Source organism: Paenibacillus sp. GYB004, assembly GCF_036577605.1.
Classification (GTDB): domain Bacteria; phylum Bacillota; class Bacilli; order Paenibacillales; family NBRC-103111; genus Paenibacillus_AB; species Paenibacillus_AB oceani.
In genome coordinates this window covers 1-24987 of record NZ_JARBDB010000042.1, presented here as the reverse complement: position 1 = coordinate 24987, position 24987 = coordinate 1, and the positions used below count along the sequence as shown (strand labels likewise).

Here is a 24987-nt window from a genome sequence, read left to right as displayed (position 1 = left end):
CTCCAATTTCAAGAAACCCAACATCAAATTGGATATTTTCTGCAAGAAGCTCGTATTTGTTTTCACGGTTAGCGCAGCGGCTTAGTAATGTTAGATGGACAGACATGAAACACCCGGCTGCCGCATACGTTGTTAGTATCGTTTTGGGCCTTTTCTCCCTGATTCGGCGTCGCAAGACGTTTTTCTTTAGAAATCGGCAGTTTTACACCTTAGCGGCGAGAGGATGAATGGATATGTGCGGAATAACGGGATGGATCGACTGGCGTAAAGACTTGACCCAATTTCCGTCCGTGCTCGTAAATATGACGGAAACGATGGCACTTCGCGGTCCGGATGCGTCCGGCACGTGGCTTTCCCGGCATTGCGCGCTCGGACACCGCAGATTAAGCGTGATGGACCCGGAGAACGGCGCCCAGCCGATGACCCGGACGAGAGGGGACACCGGCTATACGATCGTATATAACGGGGAGCTCTACAATGCGATCGAGCTTCGCAAAGAGCTGGAACAGCGGGGACACTCGTTCTCGACGAACTGCGATACGGAAGTGCTGCTGGTGTCGTACATCGAATGGGGGCGCGCGTGCCTGGACCGGCTGAACGGCATATTCGCCTTCGCCGTATGGAACGATACGGAGCAGACGCTTTTTCTGGCCCGGGACCGGCTCGGCGTGAAGCCGCTTTTTTACGCCGTGCGGGACGGCATGCTGCTGTTTGGCTCGGAGCCCAAGGCGATTCTTGCGCACCCCGATTTTCCCGCGGAGGTCGACCGCGAAGGGCTCGCGGAGCTGTTCATCATCGGCCCGGCGCGAACGCCCGGACACGGCATCTACAAACATATGGCGGAGCTGAAGCCCGGCCAGTGCATGACTGTGGAGCGCAGCGGCATCTCGGCCAGAACGTACTGGAAGCTGGAGAGCAAGCCCCACGAGGAAGATGTCGAGACGACAGCCTCGCACATTCGCGAACTGCTGATCGACACCGTAGAGCGTCAGCTTATATCCGATGTGCCGGTATGCACGCTCCTGTCCGGCGGTCTCGACTCCAGCGCCTTGACGGCGATCGCTGCCGAGTATTATAACCGGACCGGTCAAGGGATCGTGGACACGTATTCGGTCGATTATGTCGACAACGACAAACATTTCAAGGCAAATGTATTCCAGCCGAACTCCGACGCCCCGTGGATTCAGCGGATGGTCCGGCATCTGGGAACCCGGCACCATGACGTGACCTTCGATACGCCGGAGCTTGTAGAGTCGCTGGAGGATGCGCTTCGGGCGCGCGATCTGCCCGGGATGACCGATGTGGACGGATCGCTTTATTTATTTTGCCGGGAGATCAAAAAAGGCGCGACGGTCGCCATCTCGGGCGAAGCCGCCGACGAAATATTCGGCGGTTATCCGTGGTTCCACCGCGAGGAATCGCTCCATGCGGATACGTTCCCGTGGTCGCTGTCCGCCGGCATCCGCACCGGGCTGCTGTCGGATGAAACGGCCGACTGGCTGCGGCCCCGCGACTATTTGGATCAGCGGTACCGGCAGGCGCTCGAAGAAGTGCCCCATCTCGCCGGTGAGGAAGATACGGCCCGCCGGATGAGGGAGATGTCGTACTTGAATATTACCCGGTTCATGCCGACTCTGCTCGACCGCAAAGACCGGATGAGCATGGCTGTCGGCCTCGAAGTACGCGTCCCCTTCTGCGATCACCGGCTGGTGGAATACATGTGGAACGTCCCGTGGGAAATCAAGTCGGCGGGCGACCGCGAGAAAGGGATTTTGCGCAAGGCGCTTAAAGGCCTCTTGCCCGAAGACGTGCTGACCCGCAAAAAAAGCCCGTATCCGAAAACACACAACCCGAACTATTTGGCGGCGACCCGCAGCCGGGTGCTGCAAATCTTGAACGATCCTTCCTCGCCTGTGCTGCAGTTTCTCGACACCGATCATCTCCGCCGTCTGGCCGCACCGGAGACGGCGACGATGGATCTGCCCTGGTTCGGCCAATTGATGTCCGGTCCGCAGCTGTTCGCTTATATCGGCCAAATCGATTCCTGGCTGCGCGAATACAAGGTGTCGATCCGCTGAGTTCCGGTGCAGCCTTCTGCGCAGGAAAGGAACAGAATTCGCAAAAGAACAGCCATACGAAAAAGGAAGAGAGCCTTCGACCGCCCTCTTCCTTTTGTCTGTTTGCCGGTTCACTTCCGCGACCGGCAGTCTTCCCGGTATTGTCCGGGCGTTACGCCTTCGGCTTTGCGGAAATAACGGATAAAGTTGGCCGAGCTGTTGTATTTCAGCTTGTCGGCGATTTCCGCCACTTTCATCTCCGTCCCGGCGAGCCAGCGCTTCGCCGTCTGCAGCCTGACCTGCATGACGTAATCGCTGAAGCTCATTCCGGTCTCGCGGCGGAACACTTTGGCGATATAGCTGCTGCTGTAATTCATCCGGCTCGCGCACGACTCCAGCGTCAGCTCCATGTCGCATTCGTTCTCGATCATCGCGATCACTTCGCGGGAGATGCTTCTGTAGCGGGTTTTGCGTTGCTGTTCGAACGTTATGACGGCCGGCTCGATGACGGCCTGCAGCAGCCATTGCTCGATCTCCGCCGCCGTGCGCAGCCCAAGCAGCTCATGGAACGGCGAGCGCCCTTCCGGACCCGGCAGCCGTTCCGCCTCCGCCCCTCCGCCATCCTGCACGACGCGCAGCAGCTCGGTCAGCAGCCTGACGTATGACATGGAATAATCGTGATGCGTCCAGTCGTTAGCGAACACGGCCCTCCCGAACTCGGCGAGCGCCGGTCCGATCCGCTCCCGTTCGGCCATCTTGACCGCGTCGACGACCGCCTGCTCCAGCTGCGCCGGATAGTTGAAGCGGAGCCTGCGGTCCGGTTCCGGCTCCGCTTCCTCAATAAACAACACGGCCTCGTCGCCAAGCTTCATCCGATACTTGAGCGCCTCCGCCGCCTCCTTGAATGCGGTCCGGGCGCAGCCGAGCTGCTCGTGCCTGCGGCTGATGCCGATGCTCGTCTTAACACGCAAGTAACGCTTCACTTCCTGCTGAATGTCAAGCGCCAGCTCGTAGGTCTGTCGCTTCAGCAGCCCCTCGTCGCCCGCTTCGCAGCCGACGATCGTAATCTGCGAACGATCCGATACGACGGGCAGCAGTCTCGTCTTCGCCGGTATGAGGTCAGTCACCATATTATTAATCGCAAACATGATCAGATCGCGGTCGTTGTCTCCGTATCGCGAACGGTCGTAGGAATCGATCTGCAGGACGAGCACAATATACGACGTCCACGTCCGCGCATGCTCGAACAAAGCGAGCTTCTCCTTAAGCTCGTCCGGTCCCGGTTCGTTCTGGAGCAGCTTCAGCACGAAAAATTCTTTCAACTGCCTCGACTGGCCCTGCAACTGCTGAAACAGCTCGGTTTGGGCGCTCATCAGGCCGGACAGCCTGGAGCCGATCAGCTCCCATTCGTCCTCCGCCCCCACTCCCTCCGTCTGTCCGCCGGCCGCCGGTCCGGAGGCGCTCTGGACGAGCCTGCGGATCGGGGAATACATTTTCCCCAAACCCCAATACGCCAGCACAAATGCCGCAAGCGCCACCGACCCGCAAAGCGCCACCGTGAACAAGCCGATCTGCTTCGACAATCTGGACATTTCGCCGATCGGCACTACGGATATATACGTCCAGCCGTTATACGGCGAAGTCCGGTACGTCACCTCGACTTCGCCGTCCGGCGTGCCGCTCGTATAGTGGCCTTCGTCCTGCTCTCCGGCGAGCGGGCTCAGCAGGCGGCCGAAGGGGAGCGTCTCGAAAGGCCGGCCGTGCGCCGCCCGGTCGCCTCCCGCCAGCACCTTGCCCTTCTTGTCGAGCACGAGGACCGTGCCGCCGAAGCGGATCTGGCCGATCAGCTTCTCGAATTCGTATACGGGGATGGCGATCGTAAGCAGCCCTTGCGGTGATTGGGCATAGACCGGAATTTTTTTGACCAGGCGAATCCGCTCTCCCTCGTCGATCCAATACGACGTCTGCGGGGCGGCGGCATATTCGGCCCATGGGGCGGCCAACCGGTCGAACCGCGACAGTCCTCCAGCGTCGATCATCCAGTTATGGTTCAGGTCGATCAGCTTTATATCGTGAATGCCCCATTCGTGAGCTTGCAGCTGGTTCATGCCGGTAAGCAGATTGTTCACGATTTTGAAATCGTGCGGCGACAAGCTGACATCCAACGCTTCGGTTACGAGCGGAAGACCGGTATATTGTACGGCTGACGCATCGGTCATGCGCAGCACCTGTTCGACCTTCGATTCAATCTGCAGAAGAAGCTGGCCGTTGCTGTCGCGGACGCGCTGCTGCAGCATATCCGAAGCCTTGTAGTAGGAAAATATCCCCATAACGGTTACCGGCACCGTTACGAGCAGCAGGCTGAACGCTATCAGACGAACTAAAAACCGGGATGAACGCTTTTTTCTCACGGGCGCTTACGACCTCCGGATACACGGTTGTTACTTGTCATTATAACACGCAAGCGCCCAGCCGCAGCCTGAGCGCTCGCAAAAATGACATATATCCGCGGTTACGCCTGCAACGCTTCGTATTTGCCGAAGGGCAGCAGCACCGGAGGATGGAACGAAACCGCCGCGTTCGTCAGCGACACCGGCACCGGCGTCCGCAGCACTACGACCGGTCCCTTGATGTACACGATTTCGTATGAAGCCGGAGCGCCCGCGATCGCCAGCACGTCGCCGACGCGCAGCAGGCTCGCATTGTTCACCGTCAAGCCGGCCGTGCCGGAAGCGACCGTGCCGGTTACTCCCGTCAGCGTCCCGAACGTACCGCCGGTCGTCGCCCGGTACCCGTAGAACGAATCCGGAGCGGGCGGCCCGTCCGGGACGATCGTATCGCCCGCGGCGACCGTAAGTTTTCCCGAAGTAGGAGGGACGCTGTCCACGTAACGGATGGCATGCTTGTCCCCGGTATCGATGCCGGGCGACTGGATGCTGGAGCGATAGCCGCCCTGCTTGCTCCAGACCGTATTGTCGCGGATCGTCACCTCCTTCATCGCCGTACCGAACGTATAAAACGACTGATGGCCCTGCATCGTATCGAACGTGTCGGAGATATGATTGCCGACGACACTGACCCGCTCCAGGTTGCCGACGAGGAATACGGCGGCGCAATAATCGCGGATGCCGTGCTGGTATATGCCGGAGTTCGCGATCACATTGTCGCGCACCGCGATATTGACGAACCGGTTCGGCTGATTGTGCAGCCCGACCTTGATGCCGGCGACCGGCGCGTTCGTAATCACGTTATGGGAGACGAGCACATTGGCCATATTACCTCTAGGCGTGATGCCGATCGCATAATTGACCGAATCGATGAGCGTCGCCCGCTGGACCGGCTCCATCTGGAACTTGATCGTATTGCCCGCCACTAGCAGCGTGTCGTAATCGCCATCGAGCACCCGGTTCGGCGACAGGTCGAGTACGGTGCTTACGCCGCTGCATTCCCGCTCCGCATGCTCGGCGTTGGCCAGCGAGATCGTATTGTTCGTAATGTTGACATTGTGCAGCGTCTTGCCGGTTATCGACCAGAGACGGACGCCGTGCGCGGCTTTGCTGAACGTATTGCCGGTTACGGTAATGTCCGAATTGTCCCGCGTAACGGCCGTATTTTGGCTTTGGCTGACGACGTTGACGCCCGTTACGTATCCTTCGCTCACATTGTTCGCAATGACGGCCAGGCCGTTGTGCGTCTCAATCGCGCCATATGCTTTTTCGGCGATTTCCGCCAGGAAAACGTTGCCGAGCGCGGCGTGGTTTTCGCAATTGAAATAAACGGCGGAATTGTCATAGTTGGCCTGGCCCCGGGCGCGCACGAACCGGAAGAAGCAGTCGCGTACGACCGCGAACTTGGAGCCGTCCCCATTAAGCGTAACGGCATTGATTCCGCAGATGGAGACGAAGCGGACATTGTCTACAATAACGTGCTGGAACCGGTAGATCGCAATGGCGTATTGTCTGGAGCCGTTGTCCGCGACAGTAACGTTGCAGGTCGTATTGTTGCTCGCGTTCTGATCGATCGTCAAGTTGCTGATCGACACGTTTTCGATATACGTATTGTTCGTCGCCGGCCCGAAGATCGTCTCGTAATCGCCGGCATTGTTCTTCACCCGGATAACCGCGGCGTGGCTGCCCGTCAGGCGGATGCCGCTGTGCAGCACGATCCGCGTCGTTCGCGTAGGCGACACGATATACGTCCCCGCCGGAAAAAAAACGATCGGCTTCTCTGCAGCCGTATTCGCGAAATTGATCGCCTGCTGGATCGCCTGCGTGTCGTCCTTGACGCCGTTGCCGAGGGCCCCGAACCATTTGACGTTCACCATCGGAAACAGCTCCGCCAGCTTCCTGTTCACATTCGTCAGCAGCCCCTCCGGTACGTTGCCTCTGCCAAACACGCTCTCCAGCAAGTCGGCCGCATTGTCCCGCGAAGCGGCCTTCGCGACGCCGCCCGACATCCACGATCCGGCGGCCAGCGCGCCGGCCGCTCCCATCGTGACGAGCAGCTTGCGCCGGCTCATTGCCTTGTCCATCCCGGCTGCTGCCGGCCGATTGTCCTTGTTCATTCCTACCATCCTCCTTGGCGATTGACGGCAGGTTTCTCTCCGCTTGCAGTCTCCGGTCCCGGGTAACACGCTCCGGCCAGTCGGCCCGGCCGGTTTCTCTATTATTTCTGCTTCGCCCTCTCCAGGAAGGAGGCGATTTCTTTCGACAGATCGTCACCGACGCGTTTCTTCCATTGTTCGCCGGCCGCGCGGAACGCCGCTTCGTCGATTTGACCGAGAATATATTTGTCCCTCGCGTCGGTGATGACATTCCCCATGCTCGCTTCCTTGTTGATCAGCTCCTGGGGCGGGATAAACGATTCAATTACGCTCGCGACCCCGTTTTTCTCGTTTTCTTTCCACAGCCGCTTGTATTTCTTGACCATCTCGTGATCGGAAGGCCACTCCACGACCGCCGGCTGTACGCGCAAATGAGCCAGCTCCGCCGCCTGATCCTTAAACAGCTGCTCGTTGATGTAGACCGGAATGCTGTTCTCCAGCTTGTAATGAACACCCTCGACGCCCCAGGCTGCCAGCATAAGCACTTTCGAATCCAGCGCTTTATCGAAGTAGGCGAGCGCTTTGCGCAGCTCCTGCTCGGTTTTGACGCTGCTTTTCGGAAACATGATCATCCCCGCGTGACCCGGGAACGCCATCGTTTTCGTCCCGCCCTTCCCTTCCAGCGTCAGCACGAAATCGAGCTTCGCCTCCGGAAACAGCTTGTACAGATCGGGATGCCGGTTGTAGGCGTCGTCCAGCACGCCGACGTACATGCCCGCCTTGCCCAGATTGAAGCTGTCGTACAGCTTCAGCCCTTTCAAAGTGACGTAATCCGGGTTGATCAGCTTCTCCGCGTACATGTTGCGCAGCAGGCTAACCGCTTCCCCGTACTCGGGCGTCATATGCATCGCTACCGGTTTCCCGTCGCGGACGCCCCAGCCGTTCACGCCGCCTTGGGCAATTCCGAACATACGCACCATCGCGTCGATATTGTCGCTGGTCGTCGTCAGGCCGAACGTGTCGTGTTTGCCGTTGCCGTCCGGATCGCCGAGCGTGAACGCCTTGGCGATGTCGTAGATGTCCTGCACGGTCCGCGGGGGCTGGAGCCCGAGCTTGTCGAGCCAGTCCTTGCGGTAGATGAAGCCCGTTCGCACGAACGGTCTCGCCCGGAAAATGCCGTACGTTTTACCGTCGATGGACGTATGAAACGCGATCGTGTCGTTCCAATACGATTTCAGATTCGGATAATCTGCGATGTACGGGCCGATCTCCCAAAATGCCCCCGCCCGCGCCGCATTTAAAATCGTGGAGCTTTTGGCGTTCAGCACGACGATCGCCTGCGGCAAGTTGCCGGATGCCAGCGTGACGTTCAGCTTATCCTCGTACGTGGCCGAAGGCACGTACGTCACTTGCAGCTTCGTGTTCGTCAGCTCCTGGAGCGCCTGAAACGCCGGATTCGATTCGTTGGCGGCCGGCGGCTGAGCGTTGTAAAACGGCGACATCATCGTCATCCTGAACGGCTCGCCCTCTCCCGCTCCCCCGGTCTCCGCACCCGGCGCCGGGGCCGAACCGCTCCCGCAGCCGGCGAGCAGCGCAGCGGACAGACCGGCCGCGACCAGCAGCGAGGCGGCGGTTCTGGTGCGGGAACGCTTTTGTCTGCCTTTCATCGGAGAAACATCCCCTTTCTATACGACTCGGACCGGATCTCCCGCCGGTTTGCGGTCTAACCTTTGACCGAGCCGAGCATGACCCCTTTGGCAAAATGCTTCTGCAAGAACGGATAAACGATAAGCACCGGCACGATTGCAACGACGATCACCGCAAATTTGACGCTTTGCGGAGGGACGAGCGCCGCCGTCTCCGCTGCCGCGTTCGGGTCCGCAAACCCGCCCGTGGACAAATTGACGATTTGTCTGAGCCATACCTGGATCGGCCATTTGTTCACATCGTTGATGTACAGAATGGCGGTAAAAAACGAATTCCAGTGGCCGGCCGCATAAAACAGGGCGAACGTGGCGATCGCCGGCATCGATAAAGGCACGACGATTTTGCACAAAATTTGCAGATCGTTGCAGCCGTCGATTCTAGCCGATTCCTCGATCCCCTCCGGAAGCTGCTGGAAAAAGTTTTTCAGCAGGATGACGCTGAAGGCGCTGATCGCCCCGGGAAGCCATAGCGACCAGTACGTATCCAGCAGGCCGAGCGCCTTGATGACGAGAAACGTGGGAATCATGCCGCCGCCGAACAGCAGGGTGAAAATAACCGCCACGCCGGAGAACGGCTGGGAATCCTGGAAGGCAATCAGTACGCCGAACATCGGGGCGTACTTAAAGATAAGAAAATACAGCACCCCGGGAACGAGCAGTATATAGCCACCGGTCCCGTCTCAGATCGCGATGGAGTCGCATGCCGTACGCCGTCTTCGCGTTCCCGGACACCGCTTGCGCCGGTAGCCCTGGCATCGTTGTCCACCCGCTTTCGCCAAGATGAAGGTTATGTCCCAACGTTACCGGAGGACGGCCGTTTCCGTCTATATTCATTTGCGGCTTTTTCCCGCTTCCCTTGGCCGGACAAGCGTTTTACGAATCGGAGCATTCCTGAACGGGCACGGAATATTCTTCGGAGGCACAACAAATTCCCCCGAAGCGGGATGAGAATACGAGTACGAATGCGAGTACGAATGCGAATACGAATGCGAATACAAATGCGAACAAGCTTTATCGCATTGTTCGATCCCGGCAGCGGGCCGCTCCTTCCTTCCGGTTGCCTCGCCGATCCGGAGAAGCCGGCTTTTGCCGCATCGCCCGGTTCAACCAAAAAAAAGACCGCTCCCGCCGGAACTTTCATCCCGGTCAAGGCGATCTCGGTTTCGCTATTGCATACTCCGCAGCCTACAGCCGCATCGTGCCCATCGGGGCGTGTCCCATCTTCATCGAGATCCGTCCAGCCATCTCGATCAGCAGCGCGGACAGCTCGTCCAGCCGCTCGTTCAGCTTCATTTTGGACAGCGGTCCGGATATGCTGATGCCGGCGGCCACTCTGCCTGTCCGGTCCAGCACGGGTGCGGCGATGCAAGCCCGGCCGAGCGCCAGCTCCTCCATCTCCACCGCATACCCCGACTTGCGGATATCCTCAAACGCAGCGAAGGCGTCGTCGATCTGGACGATCGTTTTCTCGGTATACCGGGCCAGCGGGGCTTCGCCAAGCAACTGACGCGCCTCTTCCTCGGGAAGAAAAGCAAGCAGCGCCTTGCCGATCGCCGTACAGTGCAGCGGATTGCGCCGGCCTACAAACGTATACATGCGCGGGGAGTCGTAGCTGTCGACATGGGCCAAATAAAAGACGGTCCCGTTGTCGAGGATCGCCAGGTTGGCGTCGATGCCGGTTTTTCGCTCGATTTCGTACAGCTCCGGCAGCGCCTGCTTGCGGATCTCATAATGATTAAGCGCAATGCCGCCAAGCGTGACGATCTCCGGTCCGAGCGAATAATATCCGGTCTGATCGTTGCGCACGACGTAACCGATCGACACCATCGTAGTGAGCAGCCTCGATACGTTGCTCTGGGTCAAGCTCAGCTTTTTGGAAAAATCGATTACTCTTAATTCCGGCTCGCTGTCGGAGAAGCACGATAAAATCGCCAAAGCCCGCGTGACGCTTTGGGTAAGCATCGCTGTAGATGTTTCGGGTTTCAGAGCTAAATCACTCCCTCGGATTGCACATTATACAATTTATTTGCAAATGCTATATATCCATTTTATAACCAACCGTTGTAAGATGCAAAGTGATTTAAATGATCATTAATATGAAAAGACCTCCAATTCCACTGTAAAGCGGCGGAGGTTGAGGTCTTTATTGTCAAGTCTGGCATCAAGACCATTGAATAGGTGGGGCTGGAACGGCGCGAGAAGCTAAACTCCCTTCACATAAAGAAATCTCACTTGAATGATAGATTTCAATGGCGTTGAATGCATGCAATGATTGCTTTAAATATAACGATTTGGGAACATGAACATGACAGTCCCGGCCATTCTTTGCAGATGTGGAAAACACCCAAACGACATCTGTCATTCACCTGTTGGTTGATTTAGTCATGCGGTTGACCCCGTTATGAACCGGAAAAAGCTGACGAATAAGGATTTACGTTTTCTCTATAGTTCTGAAAATGGTAGAATTGCTACAAATGTTATTGCGGGGGTGTCTGGATTGACTGGAATTCCGAAGCCAAAAAAGAAATACGATGCAAAACGCCCAACTCGGGATGAGTTTGTTCTGGAAGAGATCGCGAACCAATTAAACGAAGCGAAGTCTGAAAGTTCAGAAGTGTTATTGACGGTTTGGGGTATGGAACTGCCTGTTCGTGGTCGAATTGAAAATATGGACTCTCGTACTGGTAAAGTGCACATCCAAAAGAATGGTGAAACTACAAAAGTTGCATTCATGGATATTATGAAGGTCGAGACCAGAGGAATAGACTCGGAAAGTGAATGAGTTGGGCAGAATACACGTCTCCGGGCGGAAATGAGACCGTTCCAACACACGGCGGTAGTTAAAAATGCTCCCCTTCCGGAAAGAGGACGAACCGCCTCGGCTGAAGTGTATGCAGGTAATCACCAGTCCAGCTCACCAGCTTGTCCAGCCAAAAATCCGGCTTAAACGAGCGCAAAACTCATAATCGTTTGGCTTGTCGATTGTAAAGTCACCGTCCGGTATAAAATCTGCCGCGAGACAGCAGGTGATCGCCTGTATGTCCTGCGGCTGTGCGTCTCCCTCCGCGCATGCGTCTCCCAATTGCGACTCTGGCTGACTCGACAAGGAAAAGCCCCTGTTCTGCTTTAGTCCGGTGAACGGCGTATACGCTGATCGAAAAGGCACAGCCGGAGCGAACGCGTCAATCATGTGGCCGAGGAGACGATGAGTGCCTATCTAAAGAAAACATCCCGTTCCACTAGTGCGGTTCGGGATGTTTCCGGCTCCGGTGCTCTTCGCACCAGTCGACCATCTGGAGGGACCGGTAGTGGCGCCAGTCTCCGTGCCGGCACTCCTCTCCGCTTTCATCGATTTGCACCGACCGGACGATACCGCCCCCCTTACGAATCCGGGCAGCAAGCGGCAGGGCATGGTGCTCCATCGGCAATACGCCGTCGGTTGAAGACCATAACAGTAGCGTCGGCGGATACAAACCGGCGTCGCGCTGCTGCGGATCGTACACCGGCGCAAGCTCCGCGAACTGCTCGCAGGAACCGATCCCGTAAGCGGCCATCACTCCTTGCCTGTGTGTCTTCCTGCAGGCGTGACCCAACGAGCATAGCGGATATAGTCCGATTAGAGCCCGTAACGCGTGCCGACCAAGCAAGGCGGCGGTGTTCAAAGTGGTCATAAATCCGTTCGAGCAGCCGAGCATGAACACGTTGTCCCGGTCGGCCCGGTATTCGTCCGTCAGATGCCGGTAAAATGCGGCGCATGCTTGCCGGCAAGCTTCGTTGCCGTACGAAAGGTCGGCATCATTTTGCGCTCCGCAGACGATATAGCCTGCTTCCAGAAACGACTCGATCGTCGGATTCGAGTACGCTTCGAATCCGGGGATGCTCTCGTCCAGGTAAAGACCGTTATTCTGAGCGTCTACCCCGTATTGCGTTTTCCCCGAGAAATTAGCGGCCCGCTCGCTGCCGTCCATCGTCCAGCCGTTCCCGTGATTGCATATAAGCAGGGGATGCCGTCTGCCGTCAGGCTTATAGCCGGGCGGGGTCCGCACAAAGCACCAGTCGTTGCCCTCCCCGCCGAACCGGTAGATCCGAAGTAAACTTCCGGAACGAAGCCGCTTCTCCATTACCCCTTCCATGCCTCGTCCTCCTCTTTGTGCTTGTACTCAAGCGCCGGCTCTCAGGGCAGGCCGCTTCATGACTGGGCGCCTCCGGCCGCGATCGTATTAGACCACCCAACTGCAGCTTCGGCTTCCGCAGCGGCCTCGACTTCCGCTTCGGCGACATATCGCATAATCGTCTCGTACATCCGGGCCGCCTCCCCGCTCTTCGAAGCCGGTAATGATGGCAGCGGGCGTCTGGGCTCCCCGCATTCGATCCCGCGCAGCCGGATCAACTGCTTGATCGCGCCGAACAAGCCGAGCTCGCGCATATCGGTAATGATTCCGTTCACCCGGAACTGCCAGCGCTGAGCGTCCAAAAGACGGCCTTGCCGGATGTGCGATTCGATCCGCAGAAACAGCTCCGGCATCACGCCGTACGTCCCCCCGATCCCGCCGTCGGCGCCCATAACGCGTCCGGCCAAATATTGCTGATCCGGGCCGTTCATCACGATGAACTCGTCGCCGCCGCTTGCCTTGAACTGCTGCAGCTCGTACGTGCTGAACACGGTCACTTTCATCCCGACCAGCCGATCCGGCGCAGCCTCCCGAAGGTCGCGGACCAACCGCGGCGTCACCTGAAACCCGGTCGCACCCGGGATATGATAGATCAGAAACGGCAGATCCGCACTGTTTATCGCTTCCAGCCAGTAATCCTTCACCGCCTGCTCGGTGTAGGCATAATAAAACGGAGGCACGGACGAAATCGCGTCGGCCCCCGCCCGCTCGGCATGGCGCGCCAGCTCGGCGCTGTCCTTCGTCGTCATCGCCCCGGTATGGGCGGTAACGGTAATACGTCCGCCATTCTCGGCCGCAACGGCCTCCAGTACCCTTTTGCGCTCCTCTACCGTCTGCAGCAGCCCTTCACCCGTTCCGCCGCCGACATAGACGCCTTGAACGCCTTTATCGATTAAAAAGCGGGTCAGACGTTTGACCGCCGCTTCGTCAATCTCCCCAAACTCGTCATAACAGGAGTTCATCGCAACATGAACCCCCGAAAACTTGCTATGCAGCGCAAACTCTCCCATCTTCCGCAGCCTCCCCATTTGTGTCTGATGACACTTCCAGACTCATTATAGTTGAACAAAGCTTATATAACAATATATTTTCATATTACGATAATTAATTTCTTAATTTGAAATTTGTAAACCTGTTAGACCTGGAAACCTAACACTTCCGCCGCTTCCGTAAAGCGTAGTGTTTGTCCCATCATTGGGGTATATGGGTGCAGGGGCGGGTTTGCCGGACTGGATGCCGTGGGCAGCGTCGGGGATGCCAGGTACCGGGAGCAGAGTGCGAAGTGACGAGGGTAGTCGGGATGCCGGGGCCGGCGTGTTTAAGAGCGATTTGTACCCGTTATTTTGGCGAAATGGGGTTCGAAGCGAAATAAGAGCGGTTTGCAGCTCGTATAATGCTCGGTAAGCCGTACTCGCACCTGTTTCGCTGGAAATAGGAGGTACAAACCGCTCTTAATCTCCAGCAGCAGCAAGCCATTATCCATTATCAGCCTAATAAGAGATGCAAACCGCTTTTATTTGTCAAAGCGATTGCCGGGTGCGAGCCTGCTCCGTTCCATACAACAAAAAAACCTGACCGCCAAGGCGGTCAGGGAATTCTGCGCTACTGATCCGGACAACTGTGGATCGGACACAGTTTGCCGGTAACAATTTTTTTCGCGATACGCTGTTACCCCTTCAGCAGCTCCTGCAGCTTGCGCAGCGCAGCAGCACGGTGGCTGATCCCGTTTTTGGCTTCCATCGGCATCTGGCTCATCGTCTGACCGGCACCCGGCACGTAGAAAAGCGGATCGTACCCAAAGCCGCCCTCGCCGAGCGGCCTATCCACAATAACGCCGGCGCATTCGCCCTCCACCGTTTGCTCAGGGGCATCCGGGTCGTACAGCGCCAGTACGCAGACGAACCGCGCCGGACTCAGCAGCCGGACTTCTTCACCGGCGACGGAAGCTTGCTCCGGCGCGATAGCGCCTTCTTCCACAAGCCGGTTCAGCTCCCGCAGCAGCTTGGCGTTATTGTCGCTATCCGCCGCGTCTTCTCCGGCATAACGCGCCGAGTATACGCCGGGAGCGCCGTTCAGCGCATCGACGCACAATCCCGAATCGTCGGCGAGAACCGGCAGGCCGAACGCTTTGGAGATGACTCTGGCTTTCTTGCGCGCATTCGCCTCGAACGTCTCTCCGTCTTCCACGATATCCGGGGCGTCCGGAAAATCGTTCAGACTGCGCACCTGAATGCCCAGCGGTTCGAACAAGCTGGCGAATTCCCGCGTTTTCCCGCTATTCCGGGTGGCGACGACGATCTCTTTATTTAGAGCCCGCATTCGCTTCAGCCCCCACGACGGAGACGATCGGCCCAAGTGTCTCCTTTTGCTTCGTTATCATCGCCCGGATGCCCGTCTCGGCTGCGGCCAGCAGCTCGTTCAGCTCATCGCGCGAAAACGGCGAATCCTCGCCCGTTCCCTGCACCTCGACAAATTTGCCCTGTCCGGTCATCACGACGTTCATATCGACCTTCGCCTGCGAATCCTCTTCATAATTCAGATCGAGGCATGTCCGGTTTTTGACAATCCCTACGCTGACCGAAGCGAGATAGTCGGTAATCGGCGATTTGCTGAGCTTCTGGTTCTGCATCAGCTTATGGATCGCATAGCACAGCGCTACGAACGAACCTGTAATCGAAGTTGTCCGCGTCCCCCCGTCTGCCTGAATAACGTCGCAGTCGAGCATAATCGTGCGTTCCCCGAGCGCCTCCAGATTAATGACCGAGCGGAGCGAACGGCCGATCAGACGCTGAATCTCCATCGTCCGTCCGCCGACCTTGCCCTTGGCCGATTCGCGCTGGTTGCGCACTTGCGTCGCCCTCGGCAGCATCGAATACTCAGCCGTGATCCAGCCTCTGCCCTGTCCTTTCATAAACGGCGGTACCTTCTCCTCGATCGTCGCCGTACAGATCACCTTCGTATCGCCCACTTCGATCAGAACGGAGCCTTCCGCATGCTTGATATAATTCGGCGTAATCTTTACCGCTCGCGTCTCATCGTATTGTCTTCCGTCGCCTCTCATGTCTTGCACCCCTGTCTAATCTATTTCCCGCTATAGCATTCGTTAAAGTCCGCCGGCACTTTCGCCGCAAAGACTACCTCATTTTACCAAATACCGCTTTGAAAAGAAACCAAGAATACAAACGATCCCCGCGGACAAGGCGGAAGCTGTCGCGGCTTCGCTTACGCCTGCCCGGGGGACCGGTAGCTACATCTTGATCGCGTTGACGCCGTTTGGCCGGGAAACCGGCTTGCTGTAGTTCTGGTTGTCGGTCGTCGTGACTTTGACGTCGTCGTTCACTTTAATTTGTACCTTAGCATCCCCGGCCGCTTCGGTCAAGGACAAGACGACCGATTGCAGCGCTTCTCCGGGAGCTTTCCGGTCCGGACCGAGCAGCGTGTCGGTAAAGTTGACCGTAATGATGCCGTCCTTGGACTCGATTTTGGGAAGCTCGACCGTAGATGCCATCACCGAGGATAAAGCGGATTTCTGCAGCGGCCCGGCGATCAGCTGCTCCAGCGTCGCTTTCGCCTTGTCGTCGGTAAGCTTCACCATCCGCGTCACCGGCACATAGTAAGGTTCCTGATTATCCATTTGCCCGAGGAAATACAGCGTTACCGGCGTAGACTGCCCGAACTCGGCGCCTTCCGCACGCTCCACGTTGATCCCCATCGCCCGGCTTAAAGCGCCATTGATCGGCAGGCCGCCGAGCGGCATCTGCTTCAGCTCCTTGCCCTCCACCCAGATCCGCACTTCCTGTACGTTCGAATAACCGGTTAGCGCCCAAGTGACCGCTTCCAGCAGTTTCCTTTCGTCAACTGCGCTATAAGTGGTAAATTCCTTGGAGAAATCGACCGTCGCTACCTTGGTTTCCGGATTGATATCGAGCCCTTTGATCGTGGTCCCCTTGGGCAGCAGCCCTGTGAATCCGACCGGTACGACTCCGATGCCCGCGCCGTCCACCATATACTCGAGCGTTTTGCGGGCGACCGCGTCGGTCGTAGGAACCTGAACCGTTACCGGAGCGACGAAATTGTTCCTGTCTTTCATATACAAAGTAACCGCAACACCTTTCTGCTGCACGCCTCCATTCACAGGAAGCGATGTAACATTCGGCGTCTCTGCCGCTCCTCCGGTACCGGTCGCGCTCTGCGGCGGATCGATCGGCTGGCTTTCCTTCGACTTCAACAGCGAGCAGCCTGACGTCAAGAGAACGGTAACACCGGCGACGGCGACCCATGTCGTCCATTTTGTTCGTCTCATATGGAATCCTCCTCTTTGTCCTTGTACTACTAGAGGTTGTTCAAAAAGTCCACTTTTGATCACGAAGCAGATACAGGAAGCCTACTCGACATCGAATATGGAATTCAGCCGGAACTTCCGGTGCTCACGTAGCTGCCACTACGCTCCGCTCCTCATTTCCTAGCTTCATCCCATCTTCTCGGTGCTGAAAACCGGACTTTTTGAACTCGTACTACTATGTATACGAGCTCCCGGAAATTTCATGACCAGTTTTTGTCCAATTGCGGGTACGGGCTATCCGGGTCTCATGAAACGGGAAACGTTGGGCAACAATGTAAAAGTGGCCATATGAGCACGATACGGAGGGATAACGTTGACTTACAGCTTGAACAGCCGCAAAGTGGCGGAAACGACGGCGGAATGGCTGCGCCAGAGAGGCGTGGACAAACGGGAAATCGGAGAGCTGGTGCTGTTTCTCCAGAAAGATTATTTCCCCGGCTTAACGCTGGAGGAATGTCTGGAATCGGTAGATCGCGTGCTTTCCAAACGGGAGGTGCAAAACGCGATATTAACCGGCATCCAGCTCGACGTGCTGGCCGAAGAAGGCAAGCTGCTCCCCGCGCTGCAGGAAATGATCTTTAACGACGAAGGGTTGTACGGGTGCGATGAGATTTTGTCGCTGTCGATCGTTAACGTGTACGGGAGCATCGGCTATACGAATTTCGGTTATATCGACAAGATGAAGCCGGGCATCCTGAAACGGCTGAACGAGAAAAACGGCAAGGACGTCCACACGTTTCTCGACGATATCGTCGGGGCGATCGCCGCCGCGGCCAGCAGCAGGATCGCCCACCGGATGCAGGCGGAACGGGAAACCGACGAACTGGTCGACGGAGGATGAACGACGGACGGTGACTGCGAGACCGGTGTCCGCCTTCGTTCAGTACCCCACGGAAAAGAGCGCCCTTCCTTCCCGCTTCCGGGAGGTTGGACGCTCTTTTTTCGCCTCAAAACTGCAAACACAAATAGCTAAGCGTGCCGAAGTCGTAGCTGCGATGTATGACCTCCGGCTTGCGGGACGGATCGCCGCTGCCCATCGCAATGTACAGAGGTACGAAGTGTTCCGCGCGCGGTACGGCTTGCCGGGCGTGGGGGGCCAGCTTCTCGTAGTCGAACAGCGCCTGCAGGTCGCCCCGCTCCATCTGTGCAAGCAGCCAATCGTCGAATTCGACCGCCCAAGGCTCCGGCGTTTTTTGGCCCCACAGCACCATCCGCAGATTGTGCACCGTTACGCCGCTGCCGATGACGAGGATGTCCTCGTCTCCAAGTCCGCGCAGCGCTTCCCCGATCGCATACTGTTCGCGAGGCGGAGTGTACGGATTCACCGACACCTGGACGACCGGAATAGCGGCGTCCGGGTACATCCGATGCAGCAGCGTCCACGATCCGTGGTCGAGACCGCGCGATTGATCCGCTGCAGCCTGAATGCCGTGCTTGCTTAACCGGTCCAGCACCATCGATCCGACGATGGAAGACCCGCGCGCCGGGTATTGGATCTGGTACAGCTCATCCGGAAATCCGCCGAAATCGTAAATCGTCTCGTACACGTCGTCCGAAACCGATACCGTCGTTACCGGGCGTTCCCAGTGAGCGGTAAAAATGACGATCGCCTTCGGCTTGTAACGTCCGGCAAGCCCGGACAAAAACCGGGTGTAATCCGTCTGTTCAATCGCCAGCATCGGCGAACCGTGAGCTAAAAATAATGAAGGTACCATGTACAACACCTCTATCCCGGAAGTAACTTACTTTATGTAAGTTAGTGTACATGAATAACTAGCTTCTGTCAACGAGCTGAGCCATCCGCCCCCCGGGCTCATCGCCCGTACCAGATCAACCCGTCTCTCTCCAGCTCGCGTACCCGCCCCGCGTCCCGCAAATACAACAGATGGGCGATCGTCTCGGACAATGCGAACCGGAGCTGGTGGATCGACAGCCGGTCGCCGAACAACGCTCTGCACAGCGCATAGGACGTATGCGGCTCGGCCAGCTTCTGTTCCATCGCTTCCAGACGGTCCTCATGGTGGCGCACGATCTCCAGCGCCCTCGTCCCGAACGTGCGAAACGGCTCCCGGTGGCCGGGATACGCAAGTTCCGCCTCCAGCCGGCTTACCTCCTCCAGACTGTCCAGGTACGAACGGAGCGGATTCTCGTCAAAGCCCGGGATGTAGCTCACATTCGGCGTAATCTGGGGCAATACGTGATCCCCGCAAAAAATGCGCGCCCGCTCTTCGTCGTGGAAAATCAAATGTCCCGCGGCGTGGCCCGGCGTCACGATCGGCCGGTACAGCCGGTCTCCGATCCGGTACGGCTCGTCCGCCCCGATGACGGTTAATTCCGGCTGCGGAGACACTTGCGAGATGAAGCCCGTCATATGATCCTTCATCTGCTCCAGCGTCGCTTCCTCCATCCCGTGCCGGCGGAACAAGTCGAGCAGGGTGACGCTCATCGTCTCCCCTTCGCCCCACAATGCGGCCGTCTGCGCTTTTCCGGTACCCGATATGTGCACAGGAGCGCTCGTCAGTTGCTGGAACCAGCCGCTCAAACCGTAATGGTCGGGATGATGGTGCGTCAAGACGACTTTCTCGAGCGCGGACGGTGACAGATCGAGCTCAGTCATCACTTGACCCCACAGCGTCTCCGCCTCCGGCGTATGCAGGCCGGGATCGATCACCGTCCAGCCGGAACGGGACCGGACCACATAGCTGTTCACCCACCGCAGCGGAAACGGCAGGGGCACTTTCACTTGAACGAGCGAATCATCCAGAATATGTACCGGTTTGATCACGATTTTTTTCCTTCCTTCGTGCCTGTCATGATGAGCCTCGGCGAACAAGTCTCGTCATAAGCGCCGCCGTCGTAAGCGCCGTATACGAGGTCGATGCGCAGCCCCGCAGCCTCCGCCATCGTCTGAAACTGCTCCAGCCCGTAACCTTTGACCTGCTCGTCGTAATGTCTTTCCGGTTGGCCCGGCTCGCGGATGACGATCCGTTTGCGGATAAAGCCGTCTTCAACGGTACGTCTCTCCTCGATAAGCCAATCCCCCTCCTGCCGGCTTGAGAAAGGGACCAGATTCCGCACCACGTAAGCCGCATTCATAAAATCGATAATAAACCGGCCGGCCGGCTTCAACAGCCGGCTTATTTCCTGAAGCACCTTCCCGTTCTCGCGGTCGTCGTCGAAGTAACCGAACGAGGTGAACAAATTCACGACGGCGTCGAACGGGCCTTCGGCCGGCACGTTGCGCATATCCCCTTGCAGCCATTCGACCCGGCCGCTATCGTCGCGCTCGCGGGCTACATCCAGCAAAACGCCCGACAGGTCGACCCCCGTTACCCGGTAGCCGAAATCGGCCAGCGCCATCGAATGTCTCCCCATTCCGCAGCATAGATCGAGCACGGAGGAGCCCTCCGGCAGTTCGAGCCAATCGATCATCGATTTCACTTCTTCATACGCTCCGGCCGTGTCGCGATGCTTGTACACGATCAAGTAATCGTCTCCGAAGCTTTGCTCATACCATTTGTCCATCTTCCGGTATCGCACCTTCCCCCATGATTGTGAACCTTTCATTGGCGTTGCATACGAGCGTTACGACAACCCGTCTGTCAGAAAGCTCTCCTGGACCTCCGGAAATTCGACTCCGTCTAGCCAGGCGAGCACGAACCGTTCCAGCGCGATCGGCTCCGGCGGCACGTCGCCCGGATTGCGCACGTCGCCGAACACTCTCTCTACCGAGAGCAGCTGCGATTCGTGGGCAAGCAGCGCCCTCGCTTTGTTTTTCCAGTCCGGCGTTACGTCCACGGTAACGGTAGGCGGACGAAGCGGGTCCTGGATCAGCCAGTTGTAATAATAGTACAGCTTTTTGACCGACGGACACTTTCCGCCGACAACCGCTTCGCGAACTGCATGATGAAGCGCGATATGATCGGCATGGCCGGACATTCCGTCTTCGCCGAACGTCAGCACAACCTCCGCCCCGGTCTTCCCGATATAATCGACGATTTCGGCGACCAGCCGTTCTCTCGGAACTTGCGACAGTTTCCCGTCCGGATGCCTGAGCAAATCGATGGATGTTATCCCCATTATTTCGCAAGACTCGCGGAGTTCGATTTCCCGCTTCTCCGCCAGCTCCTGTCTCGTCATCGGCGGAAGATACCCGCTCTTGCCCGCGTCCCCGTCGGTAGCGCACAGCAGCACGGGCCGAACCCCGCGGCGGACGGCTTCCCTAATCGTACAAGCGCTCGTGAACGTCTCATCGTCCGGATGCGCGGATATCCAAGCTATCGTCGTTGTCACAGGAGACCCACCTTCCTCTGGCTTTGTCTGATATCGATTGTACCATTGTACGCTCCCGGGCAAAAGGGCGCATCGGTTATCCAAGCTCCGAAACAGCGCTAGCGGCAGACCCAAGGGGGATCGTTCCCGCAGCCCTTTCCCTGATTCACATTCCTGCCAGGACGCCGGGACACTCAGAAATCTGAAACGCAGGAAGCCGCAACTCAAAAAAAAGACGTCCGCCGGCTTCAAACCCGGGAACGTCCTCTCTCATTACGTATTCGATTGGTAGCGCGAAGTCGCGATCCGCTCCTGCAGCAGCTCGTGGAACCGGTCCTCGTCAAGCGGCAGCTCGACCCAGCCGTCGGTCCATGCGGACAAGTACATCGCGTTCGACAGCGTGAGGCCGCGGATGCCTTCCTCGCCGGGGGCGATCAGATTCACGCCGGTGCGGATCGAATCGACCCAGTTTTGGGTGATCGCCTTGTGCGCCTTCGAATCGGTGGATACCGGCACATCGCATTTCCAGCATTCCGGCTGGCCGAATGCGCCCTTGAACGTCTGGTTGAACTCCGGCTCCGATACGCGCAGACGCCAGAAGGTCAGCTTGCCGTCCTCAATGACGATTTTGCCGCGCTCTCCGGTCACTTCCAGCCGGTTCGTACCCGGCGCTTCCGCCGTCGTCGTAATGAATACGCCCGTCGCCCCGTTCGGATATTCGACATAGGCGGTTACTTCGTCTTCCACCTCAATATCGCGGTATTTGCCGAACGAGCAAAACGCGCGGACTCTCGACGGCAGCATGCCGACCGTCCATTGCCACAGGTCGAGCTGGTGCGGACACTGGTTAAGGAGGACACCGCCGCCTTCGCCGGCCCACGTCGCCCGCCATTTGCCGGAATCGTAGTAGCTTTGGGACCGATACCAGTTCGTGATGATCCAGTTCGTACGGCGGATTTCCCCGAGCTCGCCGCTGTCGATCAGATCTTTGAGCTTCTTGTACAAAGGAATCGTCCGCTGGTTAAACATCATCGCGAACTTGACGCCGCTGGCCGCTGCCGCTTCGTTCATCTCCCGCACTTGCTTCGTATAGACGCCGGCCGGCTTCTCGCACAGGACGTGAATGCCGCGGGCGAACGCTTTCATCGCCGTGGAAGGATGGTCGAAATGCAGGTTGCAGATCAGGATGGCGTCAACCGTTCCCGAGTCCAGCATCGCGTCCACCGATTCGAACGTATGCAGCGCCTCGCCGAACTGCTCCTTCGCCCAGCGCAGCCGGTCGGCGCTGATGTCGCACACGGCGGCCAGCTCGGCGCCGTTGATCTCGCCTCCCGAAACATAACGGGCGTGCGCCGTTCCCATATTGCCGATCCCTACGATACCGATTCGTACTCGATTCATCTCTATTCGCTCCTCACAGCAACGATTTGATATAAGCGATATTGTCGGCCAGCAATTGCTCGGTCGGAGCCGATTGGCTGAAATCTTCGAAGCTGACCCAGCCGTCGTATCCGACGCTTTTCAGATCGCCGATCACCTGGCGCCAGTTGGCGCAGCCTTCATGAATCGGGGCGGACACCGTTCTCCACAACGGATCGTTTTCGGTTTTACGGTCCGGGGTCCGCTCCGGCCATGCGTTTTTGATATGAACGTGAGCCAAATATTCGTCCAGCAGCTCCAGCCCCATCCGATACTGCTCGTACCCTTCGTAAACCATATTGCCGGGATCGTAGATGACGCCGATTCTCGCCGGATCGAGTCCTTCCACAAGCCTTCTGGCCAGCCCTGCGCTCGGAGCGATAAAGTTCATATGCATCTCGATCAAGCCTTGAACGCCGTACTGACCGGCCAGCTCCTGAACGCCCTCCAGATAGGCCCGGCCTTCCTTGAACAAGTCGCCGTACGCTCTCGTCCGGTTATAGCCCGGTACGGCCACCCGGATCGAAGGTGCGCCAAGCAGCTTGGCGGTACGCATGTCCCGCTCGACGGCGGCCAGATCCCCCACCTTCAAATAACAGCCGAGATTGACGCAAGCCAGCCCCGCATCGTCCATGAGACGTTTGACGGCAAGCAGCTCTTGCTCGGACGAATCCACATGAATCGTACTGTGATTGTTGCCCCAGAACGAAGGCTTCTCCTGAAGCTTGCCCGGATCGATCGGCGCCACCCGCCATTCGACACCGTCGTAGCCGTGCCGGCTCAAGGCGGACACCGTATTCTCTACCGTATACTCCGGCATCATGACCGTAAATACCGCAAATTTCAAGTTAGACACTCCTTCGGCCGTGCAGCTCCGGATCGACAGCTTCTGTTTGATCGGAAGCGCGGCATTCGTTTCCTCCATGCTACCATATCCGGAGATTCCGGCACTTCTTTCTCGTTGCCGAATCGGCTCGGATCATTTAACTGTCATTGGTGTGATACCGCCTCTCGTCTCCCTGCGGTATTGATCGGGCGTACAGCCTACCCGGCTTTTGAAGATGCGGGTAAAGTGGGACGGATGCTTGAAGCCGACCTTGTAGCACACGTCGGTAACGGACATTTCGCGACTGAGCAGAAAATGAATTTTCGCCTGGTTGATTCTGCGGTGGTACAAATAATCGAATATCGTCGCACCCGTCACTTCCTTGAACAGCTTCGACAAATAATATTTATTTAAATGAAGGTGCTCCTCCAAATCTTCGAGATGCAAATCTTCCTGGTAATGCTCCTCCAAATACCCGACGATGCTTTGCACATGACGCTCTTTATCCGACGGGAACGCGTTCGGCGAATCGGCCGATTGCTCGCACAGCTCGTACACCTGGAGCAGGAGATCGGCAAATACGAGCAGTTGCCGGTCTTTGGACGTCTTCCCTCCTTCGGCTTGCAGCGCCAGCATCCGTCTCAGCTTCGACTCCACTTCCTCCCGTACGTCCCCCGACAGATGGATGCGATGGTTTCTCAGCTCGTGGAACGGCTGCAGCACGTTAACGGAAAACGCCACGTCCGCAAACGATTTCATAAACACCGGGTCGAAATGAACGATCGTCCTCTGGTAGGGGACGCTTAGATCGACTTTCGGGCAATGCAGCGTCATCCCGTGCATCAGAATCAGATCGCCCGGCGACAGCACGAATATTTTATCCCCGATCAAATAGGTGGTCTTGCCCCCATGAAAATAATAAAGCTCGAAATGCGCATGCGAGTGAAACGCCATGTTCCCCCCGGCTTCGCTGTAGAATACGTCTAACGGCTTGAATAAAACGGCGCTCACCGTGCTGTCCTCCTTGCATAACCGAACCGTTACGGATCGCTATAGTTCTTGGGTTGACACCAGTGTATCACGCGGGGAGCGCGCCATAAAGCTAAAAAGCCTCCGCCCCGGAAGGAGCGGAAGCAAAAACGAACAGCAGCCGGAAGCCCAAACCCGCTGCGGCAGTCGCGCGCACGTAAGTGTGACCGGGACTAGAAACTACCGGCGCGGTACGACCGTATCGGCCGTTACCAGATACATCCATTGGCCGTCCGACGAAGCACCCGTCAGCCAGGACCTCTGCGGAACATCCCGGAACAGGTTGCGGCTTTGCCCGCTTTCCGCATCTGTTGCATACACATGGTGACTACTCTACTCATTTGACGTCCCTTCCGCTTGGAAAGTTTCGGGATATATGGAGGGTTCTCGGATGTGAAACGCCGCCATAAGAAGTTCCGAACAATTGCAGCTTGAATTTTGGAACCGGATCGCATATAATTCGTTTAAACATTTAAACATAGTAACGGAGTTGAAAGTCTGAAATCCTTAGCCAACGCACGCAGTAACGGAAATGAGCATGCCAAACAAGCCGTTCTCTAAACGACTTTTGGTAATTTATGGTTTAATCAAAGTCAAGTCGTAGTGGCCATTATACGGTAA

20 protein-coding genes and 1 pseudogene are annotated in these 24987 nt (G+C 57.4%); 3 read left to right on the top strand and 18 right to left on the bottom strand.

The annotated features are described in order from the left end of the window. Positions 1-233 precede the first annotated feature (233 nt). Positions 234-2078 carry an asparagine synthase (glutamine-hydrolyzing) gene (asnB, locus tag PV433_RS18185; RefSeq protein ID WP_332073482.1) on the top strand — a complete coding sequence of 615 codons (1845 nt, stop codon included), beginning with the start codon at positions 234-236 and terminating at the stop codon, positions 2076-2078. 110 nt (positions 2079-2188) lie between these two features. Here asnB and PV433_RS18180 read toward each other — a convergent pair whose 3' ends face one another. The 5 genes and pseudogenes from PV433_RS18180 to PV433_RS18160 form a co-directional block, all read right to left on the bottom strand. Next, positions 2189-4468 (bottom strand): AraC family transcriptional regulator, encoded by a 2280-nt coding sequence (locus PV433_RS18180; RefSeq protein ID WP_332073481.1) that lies wholly within the window; start codon positions 4466-4468, stop codon positions 2189-2191. A 101-nt stretch (positions 4469-4569) separates the two neighbouring features. Further along, positions 4570-6621 carry a right-handed parallel beta-helix repeat-containing protein gene (locus PV433_RS18175; protein ID WP_332073480.1) on the bottom strand — a complete coding sequence of 684 codons (2052 nt, stop codon included), beginning with the start codon at positions 6619-6621 and terminating at the stop codon, positions 4570-4572. A 101-nt stretch (positions 6622-6722) separates the two neighbouring features. Further along, positions 6723-8267, bottom strand: coding sequence for an extracellular solute-binding protein (locus PV433_RS18170; RefSeq protein ID WP_332073479.1), 1545 nt, complete (start codon positions 8265-8267; stop codon positions 6723-6725). 56 nt (positions 8268-8323) lie between these two features. Further along, positions 8324-8863 (bottom strand): annotated as a pseudogene (locus tag PV433_RS18165) (carbohydrate ABC transporter permease); the annotation flags it as partial. 628 nt (positions 8864-9491) lie between these two features. Continuing rightward, entirely contained in the window at positions 9492-10268 is a 777-nt protein-coding gene (locus PV433_RS18160; RefSeq protein WP_332073477.1) for an IclR family transcriptional regulator, read from the bottom strand. Positions 10269-10812: 544 nt separating this feature from the next. On the opposite strand from PV433_RS18160, the gene PV433_RS18155 reads away from it, so the two are divergent. Further along, on the top strand, positions 10813-11088 hold the full coding sequence (locus PV433_RS18155; protein WP_442951545.1) for a YolD-like family protein: 276 nt from the start codon (positions 10813-10815) through the stop codon (positions 11086-11088). Between the two features lie 457 nt (positions 11089-11545). On the opposite strand, the gene PV433_RS18150 is transcribed toward PV433_RS18155, so the two are convergent. The 5 genes from PV433_RS18150 to PV433_RS18130 all read right to left on the bottom strand — a co-directional run bounded on the left by PV433_RS18150 (position 11546) and on the right by PV433_RS18130 (position 16781). Continuing rightward, a complete protein-coding gene (locus PV433_RS18150) occupies positions 11546-12439 on the bottom strand; it encodes a hypothetical protein (protein ID WP_332073476.1) in 894 nt (297 codons plus the stop codon). 56 nt (positions 12440-12495) lie between these two features. Next, the gene (locus PV433_RS18145) at positions 12496-13488 is read right to left on the bottom strand and encodes a dihydrodipicolinate synthase family protein (RefSeq protein ID WP_332073475.1); all 993 of its coding nucleotides are present in this window, start codon (positions 13486-13488) and stop codon (positions 12496-12498) included. 658 nt (positions 13489-14146) lie between these two features. Beyond that, positions 14147-14797, bottom strand: coding sequence for an XTP/dITP diphosphatase (locus PV433_RS18140; RefSeq protein WP_332073474.1), 651 nt, complete (start codon positions 14795-14797; stop codon positions 14147-14149). Further along, entirely contained in the window at positions 14781-15539 is a 759-nt protein-coding gene (gene rph / locus PV433_RS18135) for a ribonuclease PH (protein WP_332073473.1), read from the bottom strand. The genes PV433_RS18140 and rph overlap by 17 nt, the downstream gene beginning before the upstream one ends. Before the next feature lie 186 nt (positions 15540-15725). Beyond that, entirely contained in the window at positions 15726-16781 is a 1056-nt protein-coding gene (locus tag PV433_RS18130; RefSeq protein WP_332073472.1) for a GerMN domain-containing protein, read from the bottom strand. 352 nt (positions 16782-17133) lie between these two features. Between PV433_RS18130 and PV433_RS18125 the strand changes: the two genes are divergently transcribed. Continuing rightward, the gene (locus PV433_RS18125; protein ID WP_190924494.1) at positions 17134-17661 is read left to right on the top strand and encodes a phosphatidylglycerophosphatase A family protein; all 528 of its coding nucleotides are present in this window, start codon (positions 17134-17136) and stop codon (positions 17659-17661) included. A gap of 106 nt (positions 17662-17767) precedes the next feature. On the opposite strand, the gene PV433_RS18120 is transcribed toward PV433_RS18125, so the two are convergent. From PV433_RS18120 to PV433_RS18085, 8 genes are all read right to left on the bottom strand, one after another. Continuing rightward, a complete protein-coding gene (locus PV433_RS18120; RefSeq protein ID WP_190924492.1) occupies positions 17768-18535 on the bottom strand; it encodes a DODA-type extradiol aromatic ring-opening family dioxygenase in 768 nt (255 codons plus the stop codon). Positions 18536-18633: 98 nt separating this feature from the next. After that, positions 18634-19605 carry an MBL fold metallo-hydrolase gene (locus PV433_RS18115; RefSeq protein ID WP_332073471.1) on the bottom strand — a complete coding sequence of 324 codons (972 nt, stop codon included), beginning with the start codon at positions 19603-19605 and terminating at the stop codon, positions 18634-18636. Next, positions 19602-20345 carry a class I SAM-dependent methyltransferase gene (locus PV433_RS18110; RefSeq protein WP_332073470.1) on the bottom strand — a complete coding sequence of 248 codons (744 nt, stop codon included), beginning with the start codon at positions 20343-20345 and terminating at the stop codon, positions 19602-19604. Before PV433_RS18110 ends, PV433_RS18115 begins: the two co-directional genes overlap by 4 nt. Positions 20346-20405: 60 nt before the next feature. Beyond that, positions 20406-21113, bottom strand: a complete 708-nt coding sequence (locus tag PV433_RS18105) for a PIG-L deacetylase family protein (protein ID WP_332073469.1) — start codon at positions 21111-21113, stop codon at positions 20406-20408. A gap of 252 nt (positions 21114-21365) precedes the next feature. Continuing rightward, positions 21366-22493, bottom strand: coding sequence for a Gfo/Idh/MocA family protein (locus PV433_RS18100; RefSeq protein WP_190924486.1), 1128 nt, complete (start codon positions 22491-22493; stop codon positions 21366-21368). 13 nt (positions 22494-22506) lie between these two features. Beyond that, a complete protein-coding gene (locus PV433_RS18095; RefSeq protein WP_332073468.1) occupies positions 22507-23436 on the bottom strand; it encodes a sugar phosphate isomerase/epimerase family protein in 930 nt (309 codons plus the stop codon). 54 nt (positions 23437-23490) lie between these two features. Continuing rightward, positions 23491-24348 carry a helix-turn-helix transcriptional regulator gene (locus PV433_RS18090; protein ID WP_332073467.1) on the bottom strand — a complete coding sequence of 286 codons (858 nt, stop codon included), beginning with the start codon at positions 24346-24348 and terminating at the stop codon, positions 23491-23493. A gap of 198 nt (positions 24349-24546) precedes the next feature. Further along, positions 24547-24687 (bottom strand): hypothetical protein, encoded by a 141-nt coding sequence (locus PV433_RS18085; RefSeq protein ID WP_332073466.1) that lies wholly within the window; start codon positions 24685-24687, stop codon positions 24547-24549. Positions 24688-24987 lie beyond the last annotated feature (300 nt).